The sequence below is a fragment of the Klebsiella sp. CN_Kp075 genome, assembly GCF_040065055.2.
Lineage (GTDB): Bacteria > Pseudomonadota > Gammaproteobacteria > Enterobacterales > Enterobacteriaceae > Klebsiella > Klebsiella aerogenes.
Map to the genome: position 1 here is coordinate 5,327,526 of NZ_CM198050.1, position 18,197 is coordinate 5,345,722.

General features: G+C 54.7%; 20 protein-coding genes. 9 read left to right on the forward strand and 11 right to left on the reverse strand.

The genetic code is table 11. The features are described from left to right. Nucleotides 1-57 precede the first annotated feature (57 nt). The 8 genes from pstC to ABLV78_RS25405 all read left to right on the forward strand — a co-directional run bounded on the left by pstC (nucleotide 58) and on the right by ABLV78_RS25405 (nucleotide 7,591). Nucleotides 58-1,017, forward strand: coding sequence for a phosphate ABC transporter permease PstC (gene pstC / locus ABLV78_RS25370; RefSeq protein WP_045396000.1), 960 nt, complete (start codon nucleotides 58-60; stop codon nucleotides 1,015-1,017). Next, the gene (gene pstA / locus ABLV78_RS25375; RefSeq protein WP_045395998.1) at nucleotides 1,017-1,907 is read left to right on the forward strand and encodes a phosphate ABC transporter permease PstA; all 891 of its coding nucleotides are present in this window, start codon (nucleotides 1,017-1,019) and stop codon (nucleotides 1,905-1,907) included. The genes pstC and pstA overlap by 1 nt, the downstream gene beginning before the upstream one ends. 46 nt (nucleotides 1,908-1,953) lie before the next feature. Further along, complete coding sequence (gene pstB, locus ABLV78_RS25380; RefSeq protein WP_015369015.1) at nucleotides 1,954-2,727, forward strand: phosphate ABC transporter ATP-binding protein PstB; 774 nt, start codon at nucleotides 1,954-1,956, stop codon at nucleotides 2,725-2,727. A gap of 49 nt (nucleotides 2,728-2,776) precedes the next feature. Further along, nucleotides 2,777-3,502, forward strand: a complete 726-nt coding sequence (gene phoU / locus ABLV78_RS25385; RefSeq protein WP_004145007.1) for a phosphate signaling complex protein PhoU — start codon at nucleotides 2,777-2,779, stop codon at nucleotides 3,500-3,502. A 174-nt stretch (nucleotides 3,503-3,676) separates the two neighbouring features. Beyond that, a complete protein-coding gene (locus tag ABLV78_RS25390) occupies nucleotides 3,677-3,874 on the forward strand; it encodes a hypothetical protein (protein WP_047044587.1) in 198 nt (65 codons plus the stop codon). A 104-nt stretch (nucleotides 3,875-3,978) separates the two neighbouring features. After that, the gene (locus ABLV78_RS25395) at nucleotides 3,979-5,613 is read left to right on the forward strand and encodes a carbohydrate porin (protein ID WP_088389927.1); all 1,635 of its coding nucleotides are present in this window, start codon (nucleotides 3,979-3,981) and stop codon (nucleotides 5,611-5,613) included. A 42-nt stretch (nucleotides 5,614-5,655) separates the two neighbouring features. After that, nucleotides 5,656-6,822, forward strand: a complete 1,167-nt coding sequence (locus tag ABLV78_RS25400) for an alpha/beta hydrolase-fold protein (RefSeq protein WP_047044593.1) — start codon at nucleotides 5,656-5,658, stop codon at nucleotides 6,820-6,822. A gap of 49 nt (nucleotides 6,823-6,871) precedes the next feature. After that, the gene (locus tag ABLV78_RS25405) at nucleotides 6,872-7,591 is read left to right on the forward strand and encodes a glucosamine-6-phosphate deaminase (RefSeq protein ID WP_047044594.1); all 720 of its coding nucleotides are present in this window, start codon (nucleotides 6,872-6,874) and stop codon (nucleotides 7,589-7,591) included. Nucleotides 7,592-7,660: 69 nt separating this feature from the next. Here ABLV78_RS25405 and yieH read toward each other — a convergent pair whose 3' ends face one another. Continuing rightward, complete coding sequence (gene yieH / locus ABLV78_RS25410; RefSeq protein WP_032713001.1) at nucleotides 7,661-8,326, reverse strand: 6-phosphogluconate phosphatase; 666 nt, start codon at nucleotides 8,324-8,326, stop codon at nucleotides 7,661-7,663. A gap of 171 nt (nucleotides 8,327-8,497) precedes the next feature. On the opposite strand from yieH, the gene ABLV78_RS25415 reads away from it, so the two are divergent. Next, nucleotides 8,498-9,835, forward strand: a complete 1,338-nt coding sequence (locus tag ABLV78_RS25415; RefSeq protein WP_072206473.1) for an NCS2 family permease — start codon at nucleotides 8,498-8,500, stop codon at nucleotides 9,833-9,835. A gap of 45 nt (nucleotides 9,836-9,880) precedes the next feature. On the opposite strand, the gene ABLV78_RS25420 is transcribed toward ABLV78_RS25415, so the two are convergent. From ABLV78_RS25420 to ABLV78_RS25465, 10 genes are all read right to left on the reverse strand, one after another. After that, nucleotides 9,881-10,447 (reverse strand): NADPH-dependent FMN reductase, encoded by a 567-nt coding sequence (locus ABLV78_RS25420; protein WP_045378124.1) that lies wholly within the window; start codon nucleotides 10,445-10,447, stop codon nucleotides 9,881-9,883. A 37-nt stretch (nucleotides 10,448-10,484) separates the two neighbouring features. Then, nucleotides 10,485-11,069, reverse strand: coding sequence for a 4'-phosphopantetheinyl transferase family protein (locus ABLV78_RS25425; protein WP_161798780.1), 585 nt, complete (start codon nucleotides 11,067-11,069; stop codon nucleotides 10,485-10,487). A 309-nt stretch (nucleotides 11,070-11,378) separates the two neighbouring features. After that, nucleotides 11,379-12,338 carry an HTH-type transcriptional regulator YidZ gene (gene yidZ / locus ABLV78_RS25430; RefSeq protein WP_047044600.1) on the reverse strand — a complete coding sequence of 320 codons (960 nt, stop codon included), beginning with the start codon at nucleotides 12,336-12,338 and terminating at the stop codon, nucleotides 11,379-11,381. Further along, a complete protein-coding gene (locus ABLV78_RS25435) occupies nucleotides 12,307-13,491 on the reverse strand; it encodes an MFS transporter (RefSeq protein ID WP_047044603.1) in 1,185 nt (394 codons plus the stop codon). The genes yidZ and ABLV78_RS25435 overlap by 32 nt, the downstream gene beginning before the upstream one ends. Nucleotides 13,492-13,687: 196 nt before the next feature. Further along, the gene (gene mnmE, locus ABLV78_RS25440; protein WP_042894095.1) at nucleotides 13,688-15,052 is read right to left on the reverse strand and encodes a tRNA uridine-5-carboxymethylaminomethyl(34) synthesis GTPase MnmE; all 1,365 of its coding nucleotides are present in this window, start codon (nucleotides 15,050-15,052) and stop codon (nucleotides 13,688-13,690) included. A gap of 140 nt (nucleotides 15,053-15,192) precedes the next feature. Further along, nucleotides 15,193-16,839, reverse strand: a complete 1,647-nt coding sequence (gene yidC, locus ABLV78_RS25445) for a membrane protein insertase YidC (protein ID WP_015369027.1) — start codon at nucleotides 16,837-16,839, stop codon at nucleotides 15,193-15,195. Between the two features lie 2 nt (nucleotides 16,840-16,841). Beyond that, entirely contained in the window at nucleotides 16,842-17,099 is a 258-nt protein-coding gene (gene yidD, locus ABLV78_RS25450) for a membrane protein insertion efficiency factor YidD (RefSeq protein WP_015703903.1), read from the reverse strand. Then, on the reverse strand, nucleotides 17,063-17,422 hold the full coding sequence (rnpA, locus tag ABLV78_RS25455; protein ID WP_015703902.1) for a ribonuclease P protein component: 360 nt from the start codon (nucleotides 17,420-17,422) through the stop codon (nucleotides 17,063-17,065). The genes yidD and rnpA overlap by 37 nt, the downstream gene beginning before the upstream one ends. Before the next feature lie 15 nt (nucleotides 17,423-17,437). Beyond that, nucleotides 17,438-17,578, reverse strand: a complete 141-nt coding sequence (gene rpmH / locus ABLV78_RS25460; RefSeq protein WP_015369029.1) for a 50S ribosomal protein L34 — start codon at nucleotides 17,576-17,578, stop codon at nucleotides 17,438-17,440. 217 nt (nucleotides 17,579-17,795) lie between these two features. After that, entirely contained in the window at nucleotides 17,796-17,876 is an 81-nt protein-coding gene (locus ABLV78_RS25465) for a hypothetical protein (protein ID WP_419773121.1), read from the reverse strand. Nucleotides 17,877-18,197: the final 321 nt, after the last annotated feature.

Consider the following 18,197-nt stretch of genomic DNA (forward strand, 5'->3'; position numbering starts at 1 on the left):
TTGCCCGTAAGCTCAGTAAAATGCTGGCTTTTTGGGCCCGAACTTAAAGAGTAACCTATGGCTGCAAGCAAGCCGGCATTCAACCCTCCGGGGAAAAAGGGTGACATGATCTTCAGCGCGCTGGTAAAACTGGCTGCGCTGATTGTGCTATTGATGCTGGGTGGCATCATCGTTTCCCTCATCATCTCTTCATGGCCAAGTATTCAGAAATTTGGCTTTTCCTTTTTGTGGACCAAAGAGTGGGATGCGCCGAATGAGATCTTCGGTGCGCTGGTACCGATTTACGGGACTCTGGTTACCTCAATTATCGCGTTGTTGATCGCCGTTCCGGTGAGCTTCGGCATCGCGCTGTTCCTGACTGAACTCTCCCCGGCCTGGCTAAAACGCCCGCTGGGTATCGCTATTGAGCTGCTGGCGGCAATCCCGAGTATCGTATACGGCATGTGGGGCCTGTTTATTTTTGCCCCGCTGTTTGCGACTTACTTCCAGGAACCAGTCGGCAACGTCCTTTCGACGATCCCCTTTGTCGGCGCGCTGTTTGCCGGCCCGGCGTTCGGTATCGGCATCCTGGCGGCCGGCGTCATTCTGGCCATCATGATCATTCCTTATATCGCCGCGGTAATGCGTGATGTCTTCGAGCAGACGCCGGTGATGATGAAAGAGTCCGCATATGGGATCGGCTGCACCACGTGGGAGGTGATTTGGCGCATTGTGCTGCCGTTCACCAAAAACGGGGTGATTGGCGGCGTCATGCTCGGCCTGGGCCGCGCGCTGGGCGAAACCATGGCCGTCACCTTTATTATCGGTAACACCTATCAGCTCGACAGCGCTTCGCTGTATATGCCGGGCAACAGTATTACCTCGGCGCTGGCCAATGAATTCGCGGAAGCGGAAAGCGGCCTGCACGTAGCGGCGCTGATGGAACTGGGCCTGATCCTGTTCGTTATCACCTTTATCGTTCTGGCCGCGTCGAAGTTCATGATTATGCGTCTCGCTAAGAACGAGGGGGCACGCTAATGGCAACGATCGAATTGCAAACCACCGCCGAACTGGCGGAATCCCGTCGCAAGATGCAGGCTAAGCGCCGCCTGAAGAACCGCATCGCCCTGACCCTGTCGATGGCGACCATGGCATTCGGCCTCTTCTGGCTTATCTGGATCCTGATGTCGACCATCACGCGTGGCATCGACGGCATGAGCCTGGCGCTGTTCACCGAAATGACGCCACCGCCGAATACCGCGGGCGGCGGTCTGGCGAACGCCCTGGCGGGCAGCGGCCTGCTGATCCTGTGGGCGACCGTCTTTGGTACGCCGCTGGGTATCATGGCCGGTATCTATCTGGCGGAATATGGCCGTAAGTCGGTACTGGCGGAAATCATCCGCTTTATCAACGATATTCTGCTTTCCGCGCCGTCTATCGTCGTGGGTCTGTTTGTCTACACCATCGTGGTGGCGCAGATGCAGCATTTCTCCGGCTGGGCGGGCGTTATCGCGCTGGCGCTGCTGCAGGTGCCCATCGTGATTCGTACCACTGAAAACATGCTAAAGCTGGTGCCGGATAGCCTGCGTGAAGCAGCCTATGCGCTGGGGACGCCGAAATGGAAGATGATTTCCGCGATCACCCTTAAGGCGTCGGTATCCGGCATTATGACCGGTATCCTGCTGGCCATTGCCCGTATCGCCGGGGAGACGGCGCCGCTGCTGTTCACCGCGCTCTCCAACCAGTTCTGGAGCACCGATATGATGCAGCCGATCGCCAACCTGCCGGTGACCATTTTTAAATTTGCCATGAGTCCGTTCGCGGAATGGCAGCAACTGGCATGGGCCGGGGTATTGATTATCACCCTGTGCGTCTTGCTGCTGAATATTCTGGCGCGCGTTGTCTTCGCGAAGAAGAAACACGGTTAATTTTTGCGGCGCGGCCTAAGCGGCGCCGAATGAGGAAGAGATTGAGATGAGTATGGTAAACGCGAATCCGGGTAAAATTTCAGTTCGTGACCTGAACTTCTACTACGGCAAATTCCATGCCCTGAAGAACATCAACCTGGATATCGCTAAGAACCAGGTGACGGCGTTTATCGGCCCGTCAGGATGCGGTAAATCCACTCTGCTGCGTACGTTCAACAAGATGTTTGAGCTGTACCCGGAGCAGCGTGCGGAAGGCGAAATTCTGCTGGATGGCGACAATATTCTCACCAATACCCAGGATATCGCGCTGCTGCGCGCGAAAGTGGGGATGGTATTCCAGAAGCCGACGCCGTTTCCGATGTCCATCTACGACAACATCGCCTTCGGCGTGCGCCTGTTTGAGAAGCTGTCGCGAGCCGATATGGACGAGCGCGTGCAGTGGGCGTTGACCAAAGCCGCATTATGGAATGAAACCAAAGATAAACTGCACCAGAGCGGGTATTCTCTCTCCGGTGGTCAGCAGCAGCGTCTGTGTATCGCCCGCGGTATCGCGATTCGCCCGGAAGTGCTGTTGCTCGATGAACCTTGCTCAGCGCTGGACCCGATCTCCACCGGGCGCATCGAGGAACTTATCACCGAGCTGAAGCAGGATTACACCGTCGTTATCGTTACCCACAACATGCAGCAGGCTGCGCGTTGTTCCGACCATACGGCATTTATGTATCTTGGCGAGCTGATTGAATTCAGCAACACGGACGATCTGTTTACCAAGCCCGCTAAGAAGCAAACTGAAGATTATATTACTGGCCGCTACGGTTGATTGCCCTTCTGCTTTCAGGTGCTAACCCGATGGGCAATCAGGAGACATCATGGATAACTTAAATCTTAATAAACATATTTCCGGCCAGTTCAACGCAGAGCTGGAGTACATTCGCACCCAGGTGATGACCATGGGTGGGCTGGTGGAGCAGCAGCTTTCTGATGCGATCACCGCGATGCACAATCAGGACAGCGATCTGGCGAAGCGCGTAATCGACGGCGACAAGCAGGTCAATATGATGGAAGTGGCGATCGACGAGGCCTGCGTGCGCATCATCGCTAAACGTCAGCCGACCGCCAGCGACCTGCGCCTGGTGATGGCGATCATCAAGACTATCGCCGAGCTGGAACGTATTGGCGACGTGGCGGATAAAATCTGCCGTACCGCGCTGGAGAAGTTTTCTCAGCAGCACCAGCCGCTGCTGGTGAGCCTTGAGTCGCTGGGCCGCCATACCGTACAGATGCTGCATGACGTGCTGGATGCCTTTGCGCGTATGGATCTTGATGAGGCGGTACGCATCTATCGTGAAGATAAGAAAGTCGACCAGGAATATGAAGGCATCGTGCGTCAGCTGATGACCTACATGATGGAAGACTCACGCACCATTCCGAGCGTCCTGACCGCGCTGTTCTGCGCGCGTTCCATCGAGCGTATCGGCGATCGCTGTCAGAATATTTGCGAATATATTTTCTACTTCGTCAAAGGCCAGGATTTCCGTCACGTAGGCGGCGACGAACTGGATAAACTGCTCGCGGGTAAAGATCCGAAAGAGTAAAGATCATGATGGTTGATTCTGGTAAAGGGAATAATCAGAATCAACAATGATTGTCTGCATCGCTGACATATTGCTGCGATTATCGTCACAATTAATACTCTGGCTATTTGAGTTTTAAATTTTATCGCGTAACAATCTTTCCCACTGACCGGGCGTTGCTGCTCAGAAGGTCAAATGGATTGTTACTGCGACAGCAGGCAAAACCTGATATTGCCCCAGGCGGCGATGTCAGGTTTTTTTGTTTTAGACGCTGAATGGTTTGGTGATAAGGGTTGTTACCGCAATGAGCGGGCAAAACCTGAAGAGGATTATCTGTTAATGCAGATGGTCTCCTTCAGGTTTTTTTTTGCCACTTATTCGGCAGGAAAATAAAAGCTGCAGTTACGTGGAATGGTATTAATGCAGTTTATTAAAAACATAACGCTATTTATTTGTTACGTGTTTCATTTACGCCAATGCTTATATAAGGGATTATTATGATTAGAAGAAATATGATCGCTTCGGCGATGGTTTTGCTGGCGCCGCTTTCTTATTCAACAAATCTTATTGCCGGGCAACTTACGGTTGAACAACGGCTGGAGCTTCTGGAAAAAGCGCTTCAGGACACGCAAAAAGAACTCAAGAAATATCAGGATCAGGAGAAAAAAAGGAACCAGGTCTGGGCCGCCTGGTCGCAACCGGAAAATAGCCAGAAGAGCCAGAGTGCGAAAGCGCCCACGGCGACCCAAGCGGCCGCTAAGCCGGATGCGGTACTGGTCAAAAATGAACAGCCGGCGCAGGGCGGTGAGCCAACCTATAGCGCCATGACGCTGAAAGATTTTAGCAAGTTTGTAAAAGATGAAATCGGCTTTAGCTATAACGGCTATTACCGTTCTGGCTGGGGGACCGCCTCGCACGGTTCGCCAAAATCGTGGGCCATCGGCTCGCTTGGCCGTTTGGGTAACGAGTATTCCGGCTGGTTTGATTTACAGCTTAAACAGCGCGTTTTTCAGGAGGGTGACAAACGTGTGGATGCCATCGTGATGCTCGATGGCAATGTGGGTCAGCAGTATTCTACCGGCTGGTTTGGCGACAATGCCGGCGGCGAAAACTACCTTCAGTTCTCGGATATGTACGTCAACACCAAAGGCTTTCTGCCGTTTGCCCCGGAAGCGGATTTCTGGGTCGGTAAGCACGGCGCGCCGAAAATCGAGATCCAGATGCTGGACTGGAAAACGCAAAGAACCGATGCGGCGGCTGGCGTGGGGCTTGAAAACTGGAAGGTGGGCGCCGGTAAATTTGATATCGCGCTGGTGCGCGAAGACATCGATGACTATGACCGCTCTTTGACTAATAAGCAGCAAATTAATACCAATACCCTGGATGTGCGTTACAAAGATATTCCGCTGTGGGATAAAGCCTCGCTGATGGTGAGCGGGCGCTATGTCGCCGCCAATCAAAGCTCATCAGAGAAATATAAAGAGGGGAATGAAGGTTACTACCAATGGAAAGATACCTGGATGGTGGGCACCTCATTAACGCAGAAATTTGATAACGGCGGCTTTAACGAGTTCTCATTATTACTGGCGAACAACTCCATCGCCAGCAGCTTCTCGCGCTATGCCGGTTCGAGCCCATATACCACCAATAATGGGCGTTATTATGGCGATCATACCAACGGCACCGCCGTGCGCTTAACCTCGCAGGGGGAAACCTATCTGCGCGATGATGTCATTATGGCGAATGCAATCGTCTACTCATTTGGTAATGACATCTATAGCTATGAAACCGGCGCCCATTCAGACTTTGAATCTATTCGCGCCGTGGTCCGTCCGGCATATATCTGGAATAAATATAATCAGACCGGCGTTGAATTGGGCTACTTCAAACAGCAGAACAAAGATGTGACGGGCAAGAAATATAACGAATCCGGTTATAAGACCACCTTAATCCATACCTTCAAAGTTAATACCAGTATGCTGACCTCGCGCCCGGAAATCCGTTTTTATGCGACTTATATTAAAGCCGAAGATATCGATCTGGATAAGGCTGCTAACAATACCACCGCGGTTTTTGAAGATGGCAAGAACGACCAGTTCGCGGTCGGCGCGCAGGCTGAAATTTGGTGGTAAGGCCGCAAGCGCCTGCTAATAAAAACGTAAAAAGGAATCAAAATGAAACGACATGCAATTTACTTCGCCCTGGCGCTGGCTGGCGCCACATTTACGGCGCACGCCGCACCGCTGCCGACGATGCCTGATGCCGCTATTCCTGTCAGCCAATATATTACTCAGGTGAATACGGATAACAGCGTGACTTTCCGATTATTTGCCCCCGATGCCAGGCGCGTTTCCGTCGTCACGGGGTCGACGCCGGATACCTTTGTCTCTCATGACATGACCAAAGACACCCAGGGCGTATGGACGTGGAAAAGCGATCGCCTGGCCGCCAATCTTTATGAGTACTATTTCGATGTGGATGGTTTTCGTTCCGTCGATACCGGCAGCCGCTACCAGAAACCGCAACGCCAGGTGAATACCAGCCTGATCCTGGTGCCCGGCAGCATTCTTGACGATCGGGCGGTCCCGCACGGCGATCTGCGTACCGTCACCTACCATTCGACGGCGCTTAAGTCAGAGCGTCGCGTCTACGTCTGGACGCCACCGGGCTATAACGGCAGCGGCGAGCCTTTGCCGGTGCTCTATTTCTACCACGGTTTTGGCGATAGCGGTCTGTCGGCCATCGACCAGGGACGCATCCCGCAAATGATGGATAATCTGCTGGCGGAGGGCAAAATCAAGCCGATGCTGGTGGTGGTGCCGGATACCGAAACCGATATTCCTCAAGCGATCGCGGAAAACTTCCCGCCGCAGGAGCGGCGTAAAAACTTCTATCCACTCAATGCGAAAGCCGCAGACAACGAACTGATGCACGACATCATTCCGCTGATCGATTCCCGATTTAACGTGCGTAAAGATGCCGACGGCCGGGCGCTGGCGGGGCTGTCGCAGGGCGGTTACCAGGCGCTGGTATCCGGGATGAACCATCTTGATAGCTTCGGGTGGCTTGCCACCTTTAGCGGGGTTACGACAACCACGGTTCCCGATGCTGGCGTGGAGGCGCAGTTGAATAACCCTGACGCCATCAATAAGCAACTGCGTAACTTTACGCTGGCGGTTGGCGAAAAAGACTCCGTCACTGGCAAAGATATTGCAGGCCTGAAAAGCGAACTGGAAAAGCAGAAGATCAAATTTGATTACCACTCTTATCCCGGCCTGAATCATGAAATGGACGTCTGGCGTCCGGCCTATGCCGAGTTTGTGCAAAAGCTCTTTAAATAACCGTCAGGGGGCATGGCGCCCCCTGTCTCAACCAGTAAAGGAAGATGAGATGAAATTGATTGTGACGGAAGATTATGAAGAGATGAGCCTGGTCGCCTGCCATCATCTTTTAGGCTATATCACAATGCTGCGACGGATGAATCTGGCGGTGACGGCGGGGAGTACGCCGAAGCGTATGTATGAGCATTTGGTGGCCGCCATCAAAGGGAAATCATTCTATGATCGGGTGCACTATTACAACTTTGATGAGATTCCTTTTCGCGGCCAGCAGCGTGAAGGGGTGACGATTTCCAACCTGCGCCAGCTGTTTTTTACCCCAGCGCAGATCAAAGAAGAGAATATTCACAAATTGACGCTGGAGAACGCGGCTCAACACGATCGCCGCCTGGAAGAGGTCGGCGGTCTTGACCTGATTGTGCTGGGGCTGGGCGCCGACGGCCATTTTTGCGGCAACCTGCCGAACACCACGCGCTTTCATGATGAGACGGTCGAAGTACCGATTCAGGGGGATCTGGTTGGCATTGTTGCGAACGGTGAGATGGGGGGCGATTTCAACGTGGTGCCGGATAGCTATGTCACCATGGGGCCGAAAAGCGTGATGGCGGCAAAAAACCTGCTGTTGATTGTCAGCGGCGCGGCGAAAGCGCAAGCGCTAAAGCAGGTGGTGGAAGGCCCGGTCAGCGAACAGGTGCCGGCATCGGTGCTCAAATTGCACCCTTCGTTGGTGATTATTGCGGATAAAGCAGCAGCGGCGGAATTGCAGCACTAAAAAGCCGCTGGCCAGCGGGGCTACCGTTGTGATCAACCGTAGCCCGGCCGAGCGTAGCGACGCCGGGTCTTAACGAGTAATATCCCAGCCACGCGCTCTCCACAATGCCGGCAGCTCAGCTAAATCGGTGAAGGTCGTTACCTTTGGATGATCGATCGGTTGGTTGTGCGGGTCGGCGCAGAAGTAAAAGACTTCCATACCTGCGGCGATCCCCGATTGGGCTCCTGCGCTGGAATCATCAACCAGAATACAGTTTTCGACTTGTACCTGCATGGCCTCTGCCGCATGGAACATCAGCGCCGGGTCGGGTTTCCAGCGCTGAATGTCGTAACCGCTGTACAGCCGGTCGGGGAAGTGGTGCAGCATCTGCGTTCTACCGAGCGAATGCTGCATTTTACTGACCGGGCCATTCGACACCACGCACATCGGGATCTTCACCGCGTCCAGCAGTGCAGCGGCGCCGGGGATGACCTCCAGCTCGCTATCGAACAGACGGGCGACTTCGGCGCGATACACCGGCTCCAGAGTCTCTTTCTGCAGGTTAACGCCATATTCAGCGTTGATGGTGTCGATAATCTCGTACAGCTTAACGCCCTTGAAGCGCTTAAAAATTTCGGCTAAATCCAGCGTAATACCGAATTCTTGAAACATGTGAACATAGGCGCGTGAGCAAATCACCTCGCTGTCGACCAGCGTGCCGTCACAATCGAAAAATACTGCTTGTGGTTGGGTCATACTATTTCCAATTTAACAAGTTTAACGTTTTCGTAATGCTCAATGCCGCGACGCAATCGTTGCCGTATAAGCAAAATAAATGAAAAAAATTACCATACAACCGCGCCTGGTGCCGTAATTTGGTATAGGATAGCCTCGAATTTTCCCTCCTTTTACGTTCGGAAACCGATAATGAGTCAACAACAAACCAGCCAGTCTTCTGGCCAGGGTCTGCTGGAGCGCGTATTTAAACTGCGCGAGCACGGCACCACGGTGCGCACTGAAGCGATCGCCGGTTTCACCACGTTCCTGACGATGGTCTACATCGTCTTCGTGAACCCACAAATTCTTGGCGTGGCGGGTATGGATACCAGCGCTGTCTTTGTGACCACCTGTCTGATCGCGGCCTTCGGCAGCATCCTGATGGGTCTGTTCGCGAATCTGCCGGTGGCGCTGGCGCCAGCGATGGGTCTGAATGCCTTCTTTGCCTTCGTGGTGGTTCAGGCGATGGGCCTGCCGTGGCAGGTGGGGATGGGCGCGATTTTCTGGGGCGCCGTTGGCCTGCTGCTGCTGACCCTCTTCCGCGTACGCTACTGGATGATAGCCAATATCCCGGTGAGCCTGCGCGTGGGCATTACCAGCGGTATCGGGTTGTTTATCGGCATGATGGGCCTGAAGAACGCTGGCGTTATCGTGGCGAACCAGGACACGCTGGTCAGCATCGGTAACCTGACCTCCCACAGCGTGCTGCTGGGCGTGCTCGGATTCTTTATTATCGCTATCCTGGCGTCGCGTAATATTCATGCTGCCGTGCTGGTCTCCATCGTGGTCACCACCCTGTTGGGCTGGATGCTCGGCGATGTGCACTATACCGGCATCGTCTCCGCGCCGCCGAGCGTAACCTCGGTTGTGGGGCAGGTCGATCTGGCCGGTTCGTTGAACCTTGGCCTGGCGGGCGTGATCTTCTCGTTCATGCTGGTTAACCTGTTCGACTCCTCCGGCACCCTGATTGGCGTTACCGATAAAGCCGGGCTGGCGGATGCGCAGGGTAAATTCCCGCGCATGAAGCAGGCGCTGTTCGTCGATAGCGTGTCGTCCGTCGCCGGCTCCTTTATTGGCACCTCTTCGGTTACGGCCTATATCGAATCCTCCTCCGGCGTTTCCGTTGGCGGGCGTACCGGCCTGACCGCCGTTGTCGTGGGTATTCTGTTCCTGCTGGTCATCTTCCTGTCGCCGCTGGCGGGGATGGTTCCGGCCTATGCCGCCGCCGGGGCGCTGATTTACGTTGGCGTGCTGATGACCTCAAGCCTGGCGCGCGTGAAGTGGGATGACCTGACGGAAGCGGTACCGGCGTTTATCACCGCGGTGATGATGCCGTTCAGCTTCTCGATCACCGAAGGTATCGCCCTGGGCTTTATTTCCTACTGCGTGATGAAGATTGGCACTGGCCGTCTGCGTGAACTCAGCCCGTGCGTGATTATCGTTTCGCTGCTGTTCGTGCTGAAAATTGTCTTTATCGATGCGCATTGATCCGCACGCATGATGAAATGGCCCGGCATCGCTGCCGGGCTTTTTTTATGCTTTTACCCGCTGAATATAATCGCCAAAGGCGGTCAGCTGGCCGCGCAGATGGTCCAGCGTGCTCTGATCGACCACTTCACCCGCCTGCGGATCGACTTTGTTCTGAATCACGCCGCCCATAAATTCCGGCTTGTTCATGACCATCGCATCGAGGAAGACCAGAATCTGGCGCAGATGATACTGGCAGCGAGCCCCGCCGATAGCGCCCATTGAGCTGGTCTGGATCAGCACCGGCTTACCGGCCAGCGGCTGCTCCGGTAGACGTGAGAGCCAGTCGATGGCGTTCTTCAGGCCGCCGGGTACCGAGTAGTTATATTCCGGGGTAACGATCACCACGCCGTCCGCTTCGCGGATTTGTTTCGCGATCTCCTGCACGCTCTGCGGGAACCCCTCTTCCTGTTGGATATCGGCATCGTACAGCGGGATATCGCCGATCGACGGCAGCGCGGAGATTTCCATGCCCGCAGGCGCAATGCCTGGCAGCGTACGCGCAACCATGGCATTAAAAGAACCTTTGCGCAGACTTCCGAGTAACGTAACAACTTTCAACGTATCAGACATGAGTGCTCCTTTGCATCATGATGGCCGGCTAAACCGGTCAGTTGAGGGAGAATACTTTTTCTACCGGTAAGCTGGTAAAGCGCATCAGGCGCGCGTCAGTCTCTTTGGCGCGCGTTTGCGCATCAGGCAGGCAGCGCCAGCCCTCTTTACTATCGAATTCCCAGACCTTCAGCGGCCCGATATTCGGGGTGACGGCAATTGACCACACCAGCAGCGTTTCGGCATCACAGATGGCTTCAATCGATTGGGTGCCAGCGGTACGCAGGCGACCAGACCCCGGCAGCAGTTGTACTCGTACCGGGGCTTCACCGGTGAGCTTCAGCACGCTGCGGCGCAGCGCGACCAGTTGGGCGCGGGCTTCATCCGGATCGTGCTGGATGTTAATCCATAAATTCTCATTGCTATTGAAGACATAGCGATCGGCGGCATGTAGCGGATGGACGCCACGCGAGGCGTGCTGCAGTTCCATATCGAGACCGCAGTCACCTTCCGTCGTTAGCGCTACGCCGACGATATTCCCGGCATAAGAGATGGAAAAGCGGGGAAGGTGGGGATCGCGAAATACGGGCCGTCCATTGGGTTCGCTAATGATTTCCGGCAGTTCGCCGATACCATAAAGCATGAAAAGCAGTTCAGCGAGCAGCGAACGCGAGGCGCGATAGCGGCTCTGTCGGTATTCGGGTAGGTTACGTGCGGATTGATGACATGCCGCCGACAAACGCGTCGATAGCGGCTCCCTGGTGTTGAGTATCCCTCTTGCAAAATGCGTTGCCATTCGTCGCTCCGTGATTAATGGTCAGAGATAAAAATTGTGAATGATATTATCGCTCACAATGAGCAGGTTTTAATGCGGAAATTCTTCCTTGAGAAGGGATAATGTCTGACTTTTACAATTTCTTGCGCAACAACGTGAGGATGATGGGCAAATTCCCTACAGCGTATTGGAATAGAGCTGTTTAAGGGTCTCTCTGAGCCATACGATCTTTGGATTATAGCTATTACGCTTATGCCACAGCAGGGTGAACGGCACGCGCATTTTTTCCAGTAGCTGCGGCTCCAGCGGCAGCGGGCGCGATACCAGCGGCAGATGGTGTTGCTGATTATAGTGCTGACAATAGCGCGGCGCGGTGGCTATCATGGTGTGATTCGGCTGCGCCGCCATAAATAATGACTGCTCAAAGCCGGGTAGGGTCAGCGCGACGGTGCGCTTGTAGCCCAGATCATGTAACACATCATCCAGCGCCCAGGTATCGCTCTGTTCCCAGCAGATGTTGATGTGCGGATAGCGCAGGAATGTTTCCAGATTCCACTCTTCATTAAGCGCCGGATGATCGGCGCGCAGCCACACCTGCGGCAGGTCGCTAAACAGGACATCAAAATCGATATACCACGGCAGCAGGCTCAGCTGTTCGCGCGAACGGGGATGGGTTTCCCGGCCGCAAAAACCGATATCGACCTCGCCGCGAATGATCGCATCCAGCGAGTCGTAATCCCAGTTGCGTAAGCGGATCAGCGCCTGTGGATAACGTTGATAAATTTGCTGGGAGAGGGTGTTGAACAGGATCATCAGCAGCGGCGATTCTGCCGCCAGCTCAAACTTCAGGCCGCTTGGCATGGTGTGGTGCGGTTTATCGAGGATCTGATTGCCCATCTGCATCCAGTCGGCGAGATCCTGCTCCATGCTGCTCATTAACGGCGTTGGCGCCAGCCCTAGTGGGGTTTTAACAAATAGCGGATCGTCAAACCAGGCGCGTAGCTTGGCCAATGATTTACTCACCGCCGACGGCGAAACGTTCATCCGTTTCGCCGTGCGGGTGACGCTGCGCTCCTGGGTCAGAAGCTGCAGGCACAGCAGGAGATTAAGATCGAGACTCGACAGGGATTTCTTCATTATCTTGCGTCGCGCGCGCCGGCGAGACGACCAGTATCAGAACAATACTGACTATGCTACAGGCAATGAGTATCCCGATCAGCATATTCATGGCGCTCAGCCCGATGATAGCCGCCAGCCAAATCCACAGCGAAGAACCACAGACCTGAGCGATACCGAGAGCGGAACTGGCGACGCCCGCGCGCAGCGTGAAAGGCCCTAGCGCCTGGCTCATCGCGACGCCAAAGCCGACCGAGAAACCCGCGCAGATCATGCCTAATCCCAGCATGGTGAGGGGCTGGCTGACGGCGAGGCTCAATACCACGCCAGCGACAAGGAACAACGTCTGCGAGGTCAGCATCAGGGTGCGTGGTTTAAACAGCGTCAGGGCGAACGGCGTGGAGAACGACACGGCCATGCTGACCATCGCCATCAGCGCCATCGCCATTGAATAAGTTCCGCGGTCGAAACCCATCTCTTCCATCATCAGCACCGGAGAGACGTTCACGTAGGTCAGAATTGCGGTGACGCTGAGAGTCGTAATGACTATGCGGCTAAGGAAAAACCGGTTTAGCAGCGATTCAGCAGTGGCATTATGCTGTGCGCCTGCCTGCGGATGCGTTGTCGGGCGCGTCTCGCGCAGCATAAACACCGACAATAACCCTACCATCACCCCCATGCCTGTCATGGTGTAGAACAGGCTCTGCCACGGATATTTCAACATGATCAGATGGCCGAGTACCGGCGCGAGAACGGGAATGATGCAGGTAATGCCATTAAGCAGCGACAGTACCTTGGCGCGGCGGCGCTCGTCCAGCGTATCGCGCAGAACGGCAAAAGCGACGACGTAGCAGCTTCCCGCGCCGATCCCCTGGATAAAGCGGCCGATCAGGAAATGCGTGCTGTTATGCGCCTGCGAGCACAGTAGCGAGGCCAGTATGAAGGTGATGGCGCCAAAAATCGCGACCGGTTTACGCCCGGATTTATCCGCCGCGCGCCCGGCAAAAAGCATCGCGGTAGCCATACCGGCTAAATAGACCGAAAAGGCGATATGCAGCTGCGCCTCGCTGGCGCCAAGATCCTGGGCGATGCGCGGTAGGCCGACCAGATACATATCAATGCCGGATGGATAGAGCAGTACCAAAGCGAAACTGCAGATAAGAAAGCGTGCCATAGGACCCTCGCAATAAGAATGGCGTACAGCATAGTGGCTAGCGCCAGGGAGTACGAGTTGCCATTTGGACAACACTCTTTTCCTGAAAGGAAAAACAGGTGATTGCCTCACAGAGTTGATGTGATTAGGGACATTAAATAAAAAACCCGCCATAACAGAACGTTATGGCGGGTTAGTAGATGCTTACCAGTAATGCTTACTTACCAATACAGAAACTGGAGAAGATGCGGCCCAGCAGGTCGTCAGAGGTAAATTCGCCGGTGATTTCGCTTAATGCCTGTTGCGACAGACGCAGCTCTTCCGCCAGCAGTTCCCCGGCCCAGGCGCCCAGCAGTTGGGCTTTTCCCTGCTGCAGATGGTTCGCTGCCGTTTCCAGCGCCTGCAGGTGGCGACGACGGGCGAGGAAGCCGCCTTCCATGTTGGTATCGAAGCCCATGCTCTGCTTAAGGTGGTTGCGCAGCACCTCGACCCCTTCACCGGTACGCGCCGACAGGCGGATTAGTGAGTGGCCATTTACTTCGCTGAGCCCCAGCGCTTCGCCGGTGACGTCGGCTTTATTACGCACCACGGTAATCGGCAGTTTAGCGGGTAGGCGTTCGATAAAGTCCGGCCAGATCTCCGCCGGGTCAACGGCGCTGGTGGTGGTGCCGTCGACCATAAACAGCACCCGATCCGCCTGTTCAATTTCCTGCCAGGCGCGTTCAATGCCGATGCGCTCCACTTCATCGCTGGCGTCACGTAGGCCTGCGGTATCGATGATATGCAGCGGCATACCGTCGATATGAATATGCTCGCGCAGCACGTCGCGGGTGGTGCCGGCGATATCGGTGACGATCGCCGCTTCACGGCCGGCCAGGGCGTTTAGCAGGCTGGATTTACCGGCGTTAGGCCGTCCAGCGATCACCACTTTCATCCCTTCACGCAACAGGCTGCCCTGACGGGCTTCGGCGCGGACGGCATCGAGATCGGCGATCACGTCGTTCAGTTGGGCTTCAATTTTACCGTCGGAGAGGAAATCAATTTCTTCATCCGGGAAATCAATCGCCGCTTCCACGTAGATGCGCAGGTGAGTGAGCGCTTCCACAAGATGGTTCACACGCGCGGAGAAGGCCCCTTGCAAGGAGTTCAACGCCGAACGGGCCGCCTGCTCTGAGCTGGCGTCGATAAGGTCGGCGATGGCCTCTGCCTGCGCCAGGTCGAGCTTGTCGTTGAGGAACGCGCGCTCGGAAAACTCGCCCGGATTGGCTATGCGAACGCCGGGCAACGTCAGAATACGTTTGAGCAGCAGATCCAGAATGACCGGGCCGCCGTGGCCCTGCAGTTCGAGGACATCTTCGCCGGTAAAGGAATTGGGTCCCGGGAACCACAGCGCAATCCCCTGATCCAGCGGCGTACCGTCGGCGTCTTTGAACGGCAGATAGTCGGCATAGCGCGGCTTCGGCAGCTTGCCGAGTACCGCCTGCGCGACGTCGCGCGCCTTAAGGCCGGAGATACGCAGGATGCCCACACCCCCGCGTCCCGGTGGGGTTGCCTGGGCGACGATAGTGTCGTTATGGCTCATGATATGTCTCTTCAAATCGCAATAAAAAAAGGCGGTCATTCGACCGCCTTTTGATTGTAGGCCTGATAAGCGTTAGCGCCATCAGGCAACCCGGCGCGCATTGCCGGATGGCGGCTTCGCCTTATCCGGCCTACACCGAATCAGGATTTTTTCTTCTCGCGGCTATGCAGGCCACGCTTCTCCAGACCACGGTAAATCAGCTGCTGCTGAATAATGGTTACCAGGTTGCTGACGATGTAGTACACCACCAGACCAGACGGGAACCACAGGAAGAACACCGTGAAGATGACCGGCATAAAGGTCATGATCTTCTGCTGCATCGGGTCGGTCACGGTGGTCGGCGACATCTTTTGGATGAAGAACATGGTCGCGCCCATGATGATCGGCAGGATGTAGTACGGGTCTTGCGCGGACAGGTCGTGGATCCACAGGATAAACGGCGCATGACGCAGTTCAACCGAGGCGCTCAGCATGTAGTACAGCGCAAGGAAGATAGGCATCTGAATAATCAGCGGGAAGCAGCCACCCAGCGGGTTAACTTTTTCAGCTTTATACAGCGCCATCATTTCCTGGCTTTGACGTTGTTTATCGTCGCCCAGACGCTCGCGCATTGCCTGAATCTTCGGCTGCAGCATACGCATCTTCGCCATGGAGGTGTACTGCGCTTTAGTCAGCGGGTACATGATGCCACGAACGATAAAGGTGATGACGATAATCGAGAAGCCCCAGTTGCCGAGGAAGCCGTGGATGAATTTCAGCAGCTTAAACAGCGGTTGGGAGATGAACCACAGCCAGCCGTAGTCGACGGTCAGATCCAGGTGCGGCGCGACGGCAGCCATTTTATCCTGCAGAGCCGGGCCGACCCACAGCACGCTTTCCAGCTTGTCGGTTTGACCAGGCTGCACCAGTACCGGCTGTGATTTATAGCCGATAGCGACAACGCCATTACCGAGGTTAGCGGTATAGAAGTTGTTGGTGCCGTTGTTATGCGGAACCCACGCGGTGGTGAAGTACTGCTGCAACATCGCCACCCAACCGTCTTTGGTGCTGACGTTCAGGTTTTCGTTGTCGACGATAGTATCGAATTTATATTTTTCGTATTTCGAATCAGCAGTGGAGTACGCCGCGCCACGGAAGGTGTGCATGGTAGACAGACCGCCGGTTTGTGTATCGCGGCTTGATGGCAGCGCTGCCGTTTGCTTCAGCTGACCGAAGGAGGAGATCTCCAGCGGTTTTTCGCCGACGTTTTTCACGTTGTAGCCAACGTTCACCGCATAATCACCGCGTTTCAGGGTGAAAGTTTTGGTGAAGACGTTGCCCGCTTTGTCGGTGTAAGTCAGCGGAATAACGATTTCGTTCTGGCCGTCAGCCAGTACATACGCATCTTTATCAGCGTTATACAGCGGACGCGGGCCGTTAGCCGGGTTATCCGGGCCGTCACGACCGGTTAAGCCGCTCTGTGCCTGATAGATAAACTGTGGCGTGGTTTCCAGTAACTGGAACGGTTCAGTAGATTTCAGCGCTTTCGGGTAAGCCGGAAGCAGCGCTTGCTCAACATCACCACCGCTGGTGTTGATGGTCAGATCAAGCACATCAGTTTTAACCGTAATCAGTTTCCCCTGGCCACTGGCCGGTACGCCCTGGTCTGCGGCGCTACCCGCTGCTGTGGTCGTAGTCTGCGTGGTCTGCTGCTGGGTTTGCGGATTTTTGTCCTGCTCCCAGGCTTGCCAGATCATGAAAGACACGAACAACAAAGCGATGATAAGAAGATTGCGTTGCGAATCCATCGTTAGTGTTCTCTGGTATCAAATGGTCCAGGCGGGACGGGGTCGTCACCACCAGGGTGTAAAGGGTGGCATTTTAATACGCGTTTCACCGTCAACCAACTGCCTTTTATCACTCCAAACCTGCGCAATGCCTCAATTCCGTATTGAGAACAGGTTGGCGTGAAACGACAGTGCGGCCCGAGTAGCGGACTAATCAGGCGCTGATAGACCCTGATAAGGCCTATCAGGACCCGCGAGCCAGGCGACAATGGCGGCGCCATAATTTTTCCAACGCTTCCGAGAGAGCACGGTTATCGAGGTCGGCAACCCCTTTCTTTGCCACCACCACGAAATCCATTGGCGGGAGTTCATGTTGACGTAAACGGAAGCTTTCACGCGTCAGACGTTTAATCCGATTGCGTTCATGCGCGCGCTTAACGTTTTTCTTGGCGACGGTAAGACCGATGCGGGGATGCCCCAGCGAATTCAGGCGGCCGAGGATGGTGATTTGCGGCGTGCCAGCCCGTTGTGGCTGCTGGAAGACGAAAGTGAAATGACTGGGAGTTAACAAACGTAACTCCCTGGGAAATGCTAGCTTAACCACGCAGGGTTAGCTTTATTACTTGGAAACGGTCAGACGAGCGCGGCCTTTAGCACGACGACGTGCCAGAACCTGACGACCATTTTTATTAGCCATACGAGCACGGAAGCCGTGAGAACGGTTGCGCTTCAGTACAGACGGTTGAAAAGTGCGTTTCATGGCGATTTCTACCTAAACTTGAATAAATTCACTGACTTTTGCGTAGACCCGAACGAACTTCGAACGACTTACGCCTCAGCGTGGGTGATTAAAGAGGCCGGATTGTAATAATTGTACACTCCGGAGTCAATTCTCTTTCCTTATTTCTCGCACCTTGCCGCACAAAAAATAAGCTGAGACGAGTTGCGAAAACGGGCGTTACGCGCCGGGTGGGGGATTATACGGCCTGGCGGGTAAAGCGCAAGGATCGTAAAGGATCTTTGTTAGATCGATTCTGTTCAAAACCGGCATAGCTCATTAATTTTTCCAATATGCGGGCGAAATCGTGCCGCACTCTCGCCAGGATCGATTACACTTACCCGGTTTCGATCCTCCTGTGGATAAATCGGGAAGAATCTGTTGAGAAACACAAGATCTCTTTCTCAGTTTAGGCTATGATCCCCGGTCCCGATCGCGATCCACGGATCCGACCCGGGTAAAACCGCAAATAGCGGTTCGCACGTCACCCCTTTTGCGCAGGGGCTTTTTCGGCTTATGCAGGGTCTTGCGACGTGTGCCAACAATCACGATTGTTTCAGTTTTTCTTTTATATCGATTTTATGTTCGAGTGGAGTCCGCC

What these genes read in the sequence shown, in the direction of transcription:
- yidZ (WP_047044600.1), bottom strand. Translation starts at nt 12,338, where the DNA reads ATGAAGAAATCCCTGTCGAGTCTCGATCTTAATCTCCTGCTGTGCCTG.
- mnmE (WP_042894095.1), bottom strand. Translation starts at nt 15,052, where the DNA reads ATGAGCCATAACGACACTATCGTCGCCCAGGCAACCCCACCGGGACGC.
- ABLV78_RS25390 (WP_047044587.1), top strand. Translation starts at nt 3,677, where the DNA reads ATGGATTGTTACTGCGACAGCAGGCAAAACCTGATATTGCCCCAGGCG.
- rpmH (WP_015369029.1), bottom strand. Translation starts at nt 17,578, where the DNA reads ATGAAACGCACTTTTCAACCGTCTGTACTGAAGCGCAACCGTTCTCAC.
- ABLV78_RS25415 (WP_072206473.1), top strand. Translation starts at nt 8,498, where the DNA reads ATGAGTCAACAACAAACCAGCCAGTCTTCTGGCCAGGGTCTGCTGGAG.
- yidC (WP_015369027.1), bottom strand. Translation starts at nt 16,839, where the DNA reads ATGGATTCGCAACGCAATCTTCTTATCATCGCTTTGTTGTTCGTGTCT.
- yidD (WP_015703903.1), bottom strand. Translation starts at nt 17,099, where the DNA reads ATGGCGCCGCCATTGTCGCCTGGCTCGCGGGTCCTGATAGGCCTTATC.
- ABLV78_RS25405 (WP_047044594.1), top strand. Translation starts at nt 6,872, where the DNA reads ATGAAATTGATTGTGACGGAAGATTATGAAGAGATGAGCCTGGTCGCC.
- pstC (WP_045396000.1), top strand. Translation starts at nt 58, where the DNA reads ATGGCTGCAAGCAAGCCGGCATTCAACCCTCCGGGGAAAAAGGGTGAC.
- ABLV78_RS25425 (WP_161798780.1), bottom strand. Translation starts at nt 11,069, where the DNA reads ATGCTTTATGGTATCGGCGAACTGCCGGAAATCATTAGCGAACCCAAT.
- ABLV78_RS25400 (WP_047044593.1), top strand. Translation starts at nt 5,656, where the DNA reads ATGAAACGACATGCAATTTACTTCGCCCTGGCGCTGGCTGGCGCCACA.
- ABLV78_RS25435 (WP_047044603.1), bottom strand. Translation starts at nt 13,491, where the DNA reads ATGGCACGCTTTCTTATCTGCAGTTTCGCTTTGGTACTGCTCTATCCA.
- ABLV78_RS25395 (WP_088389927.1), top strand. Translation starts at nt 3,979, where the DNA reads ATGATTAGAAGAAATATGATCGCTTCGGCGATGGTTTTGCTGGCGCCG.
- pstA (WP_045395998.1), top strand. Translation starts at nt 1,017, where the DNA reads ATGGCAACGATCGAATTGCAAACCACCGCCGAACTGGCGGAATCCCGT.
- yieH (WP_032713001.1), bottom strand. Translation starts at nt 8,326, where the DNA reads ATGACCCAACCACAAGCAGTATTTTTCGATTGTGACGGCACGCTGGTC.
- pstB (WP_015369015.1), top strand. Translation starts at nt 1,954, where the DNA reads ATGAGTATGGTAAACGCGAATCCGGGTAAAATTTCAGTTCGTGACCTG.
- ABLV78_RS25420 (WP_045378124.1), bottom strand. Translation starts at nt 10,447, where the DNA reads ATGTCTGATACGTTGAAAGTTGTTACGTTACTCGGAAGTCTGCGCAAA.
- ABLV78_RS25465 (WP_419773121.1), bottom strand. Translation starts at nt 17,876, where the DNA reads ATGAGCTATGCCGGTTTTGAACAGAATCGATCTAACAAAGATCCTTTA.
- phoU (WP_004145007.1), top strand. Translation starts at nt 2,777, where the DNA reads ATGGATAACTTAAATCTTAATAAACATATTTCCGGCCAGTTCAACGCA.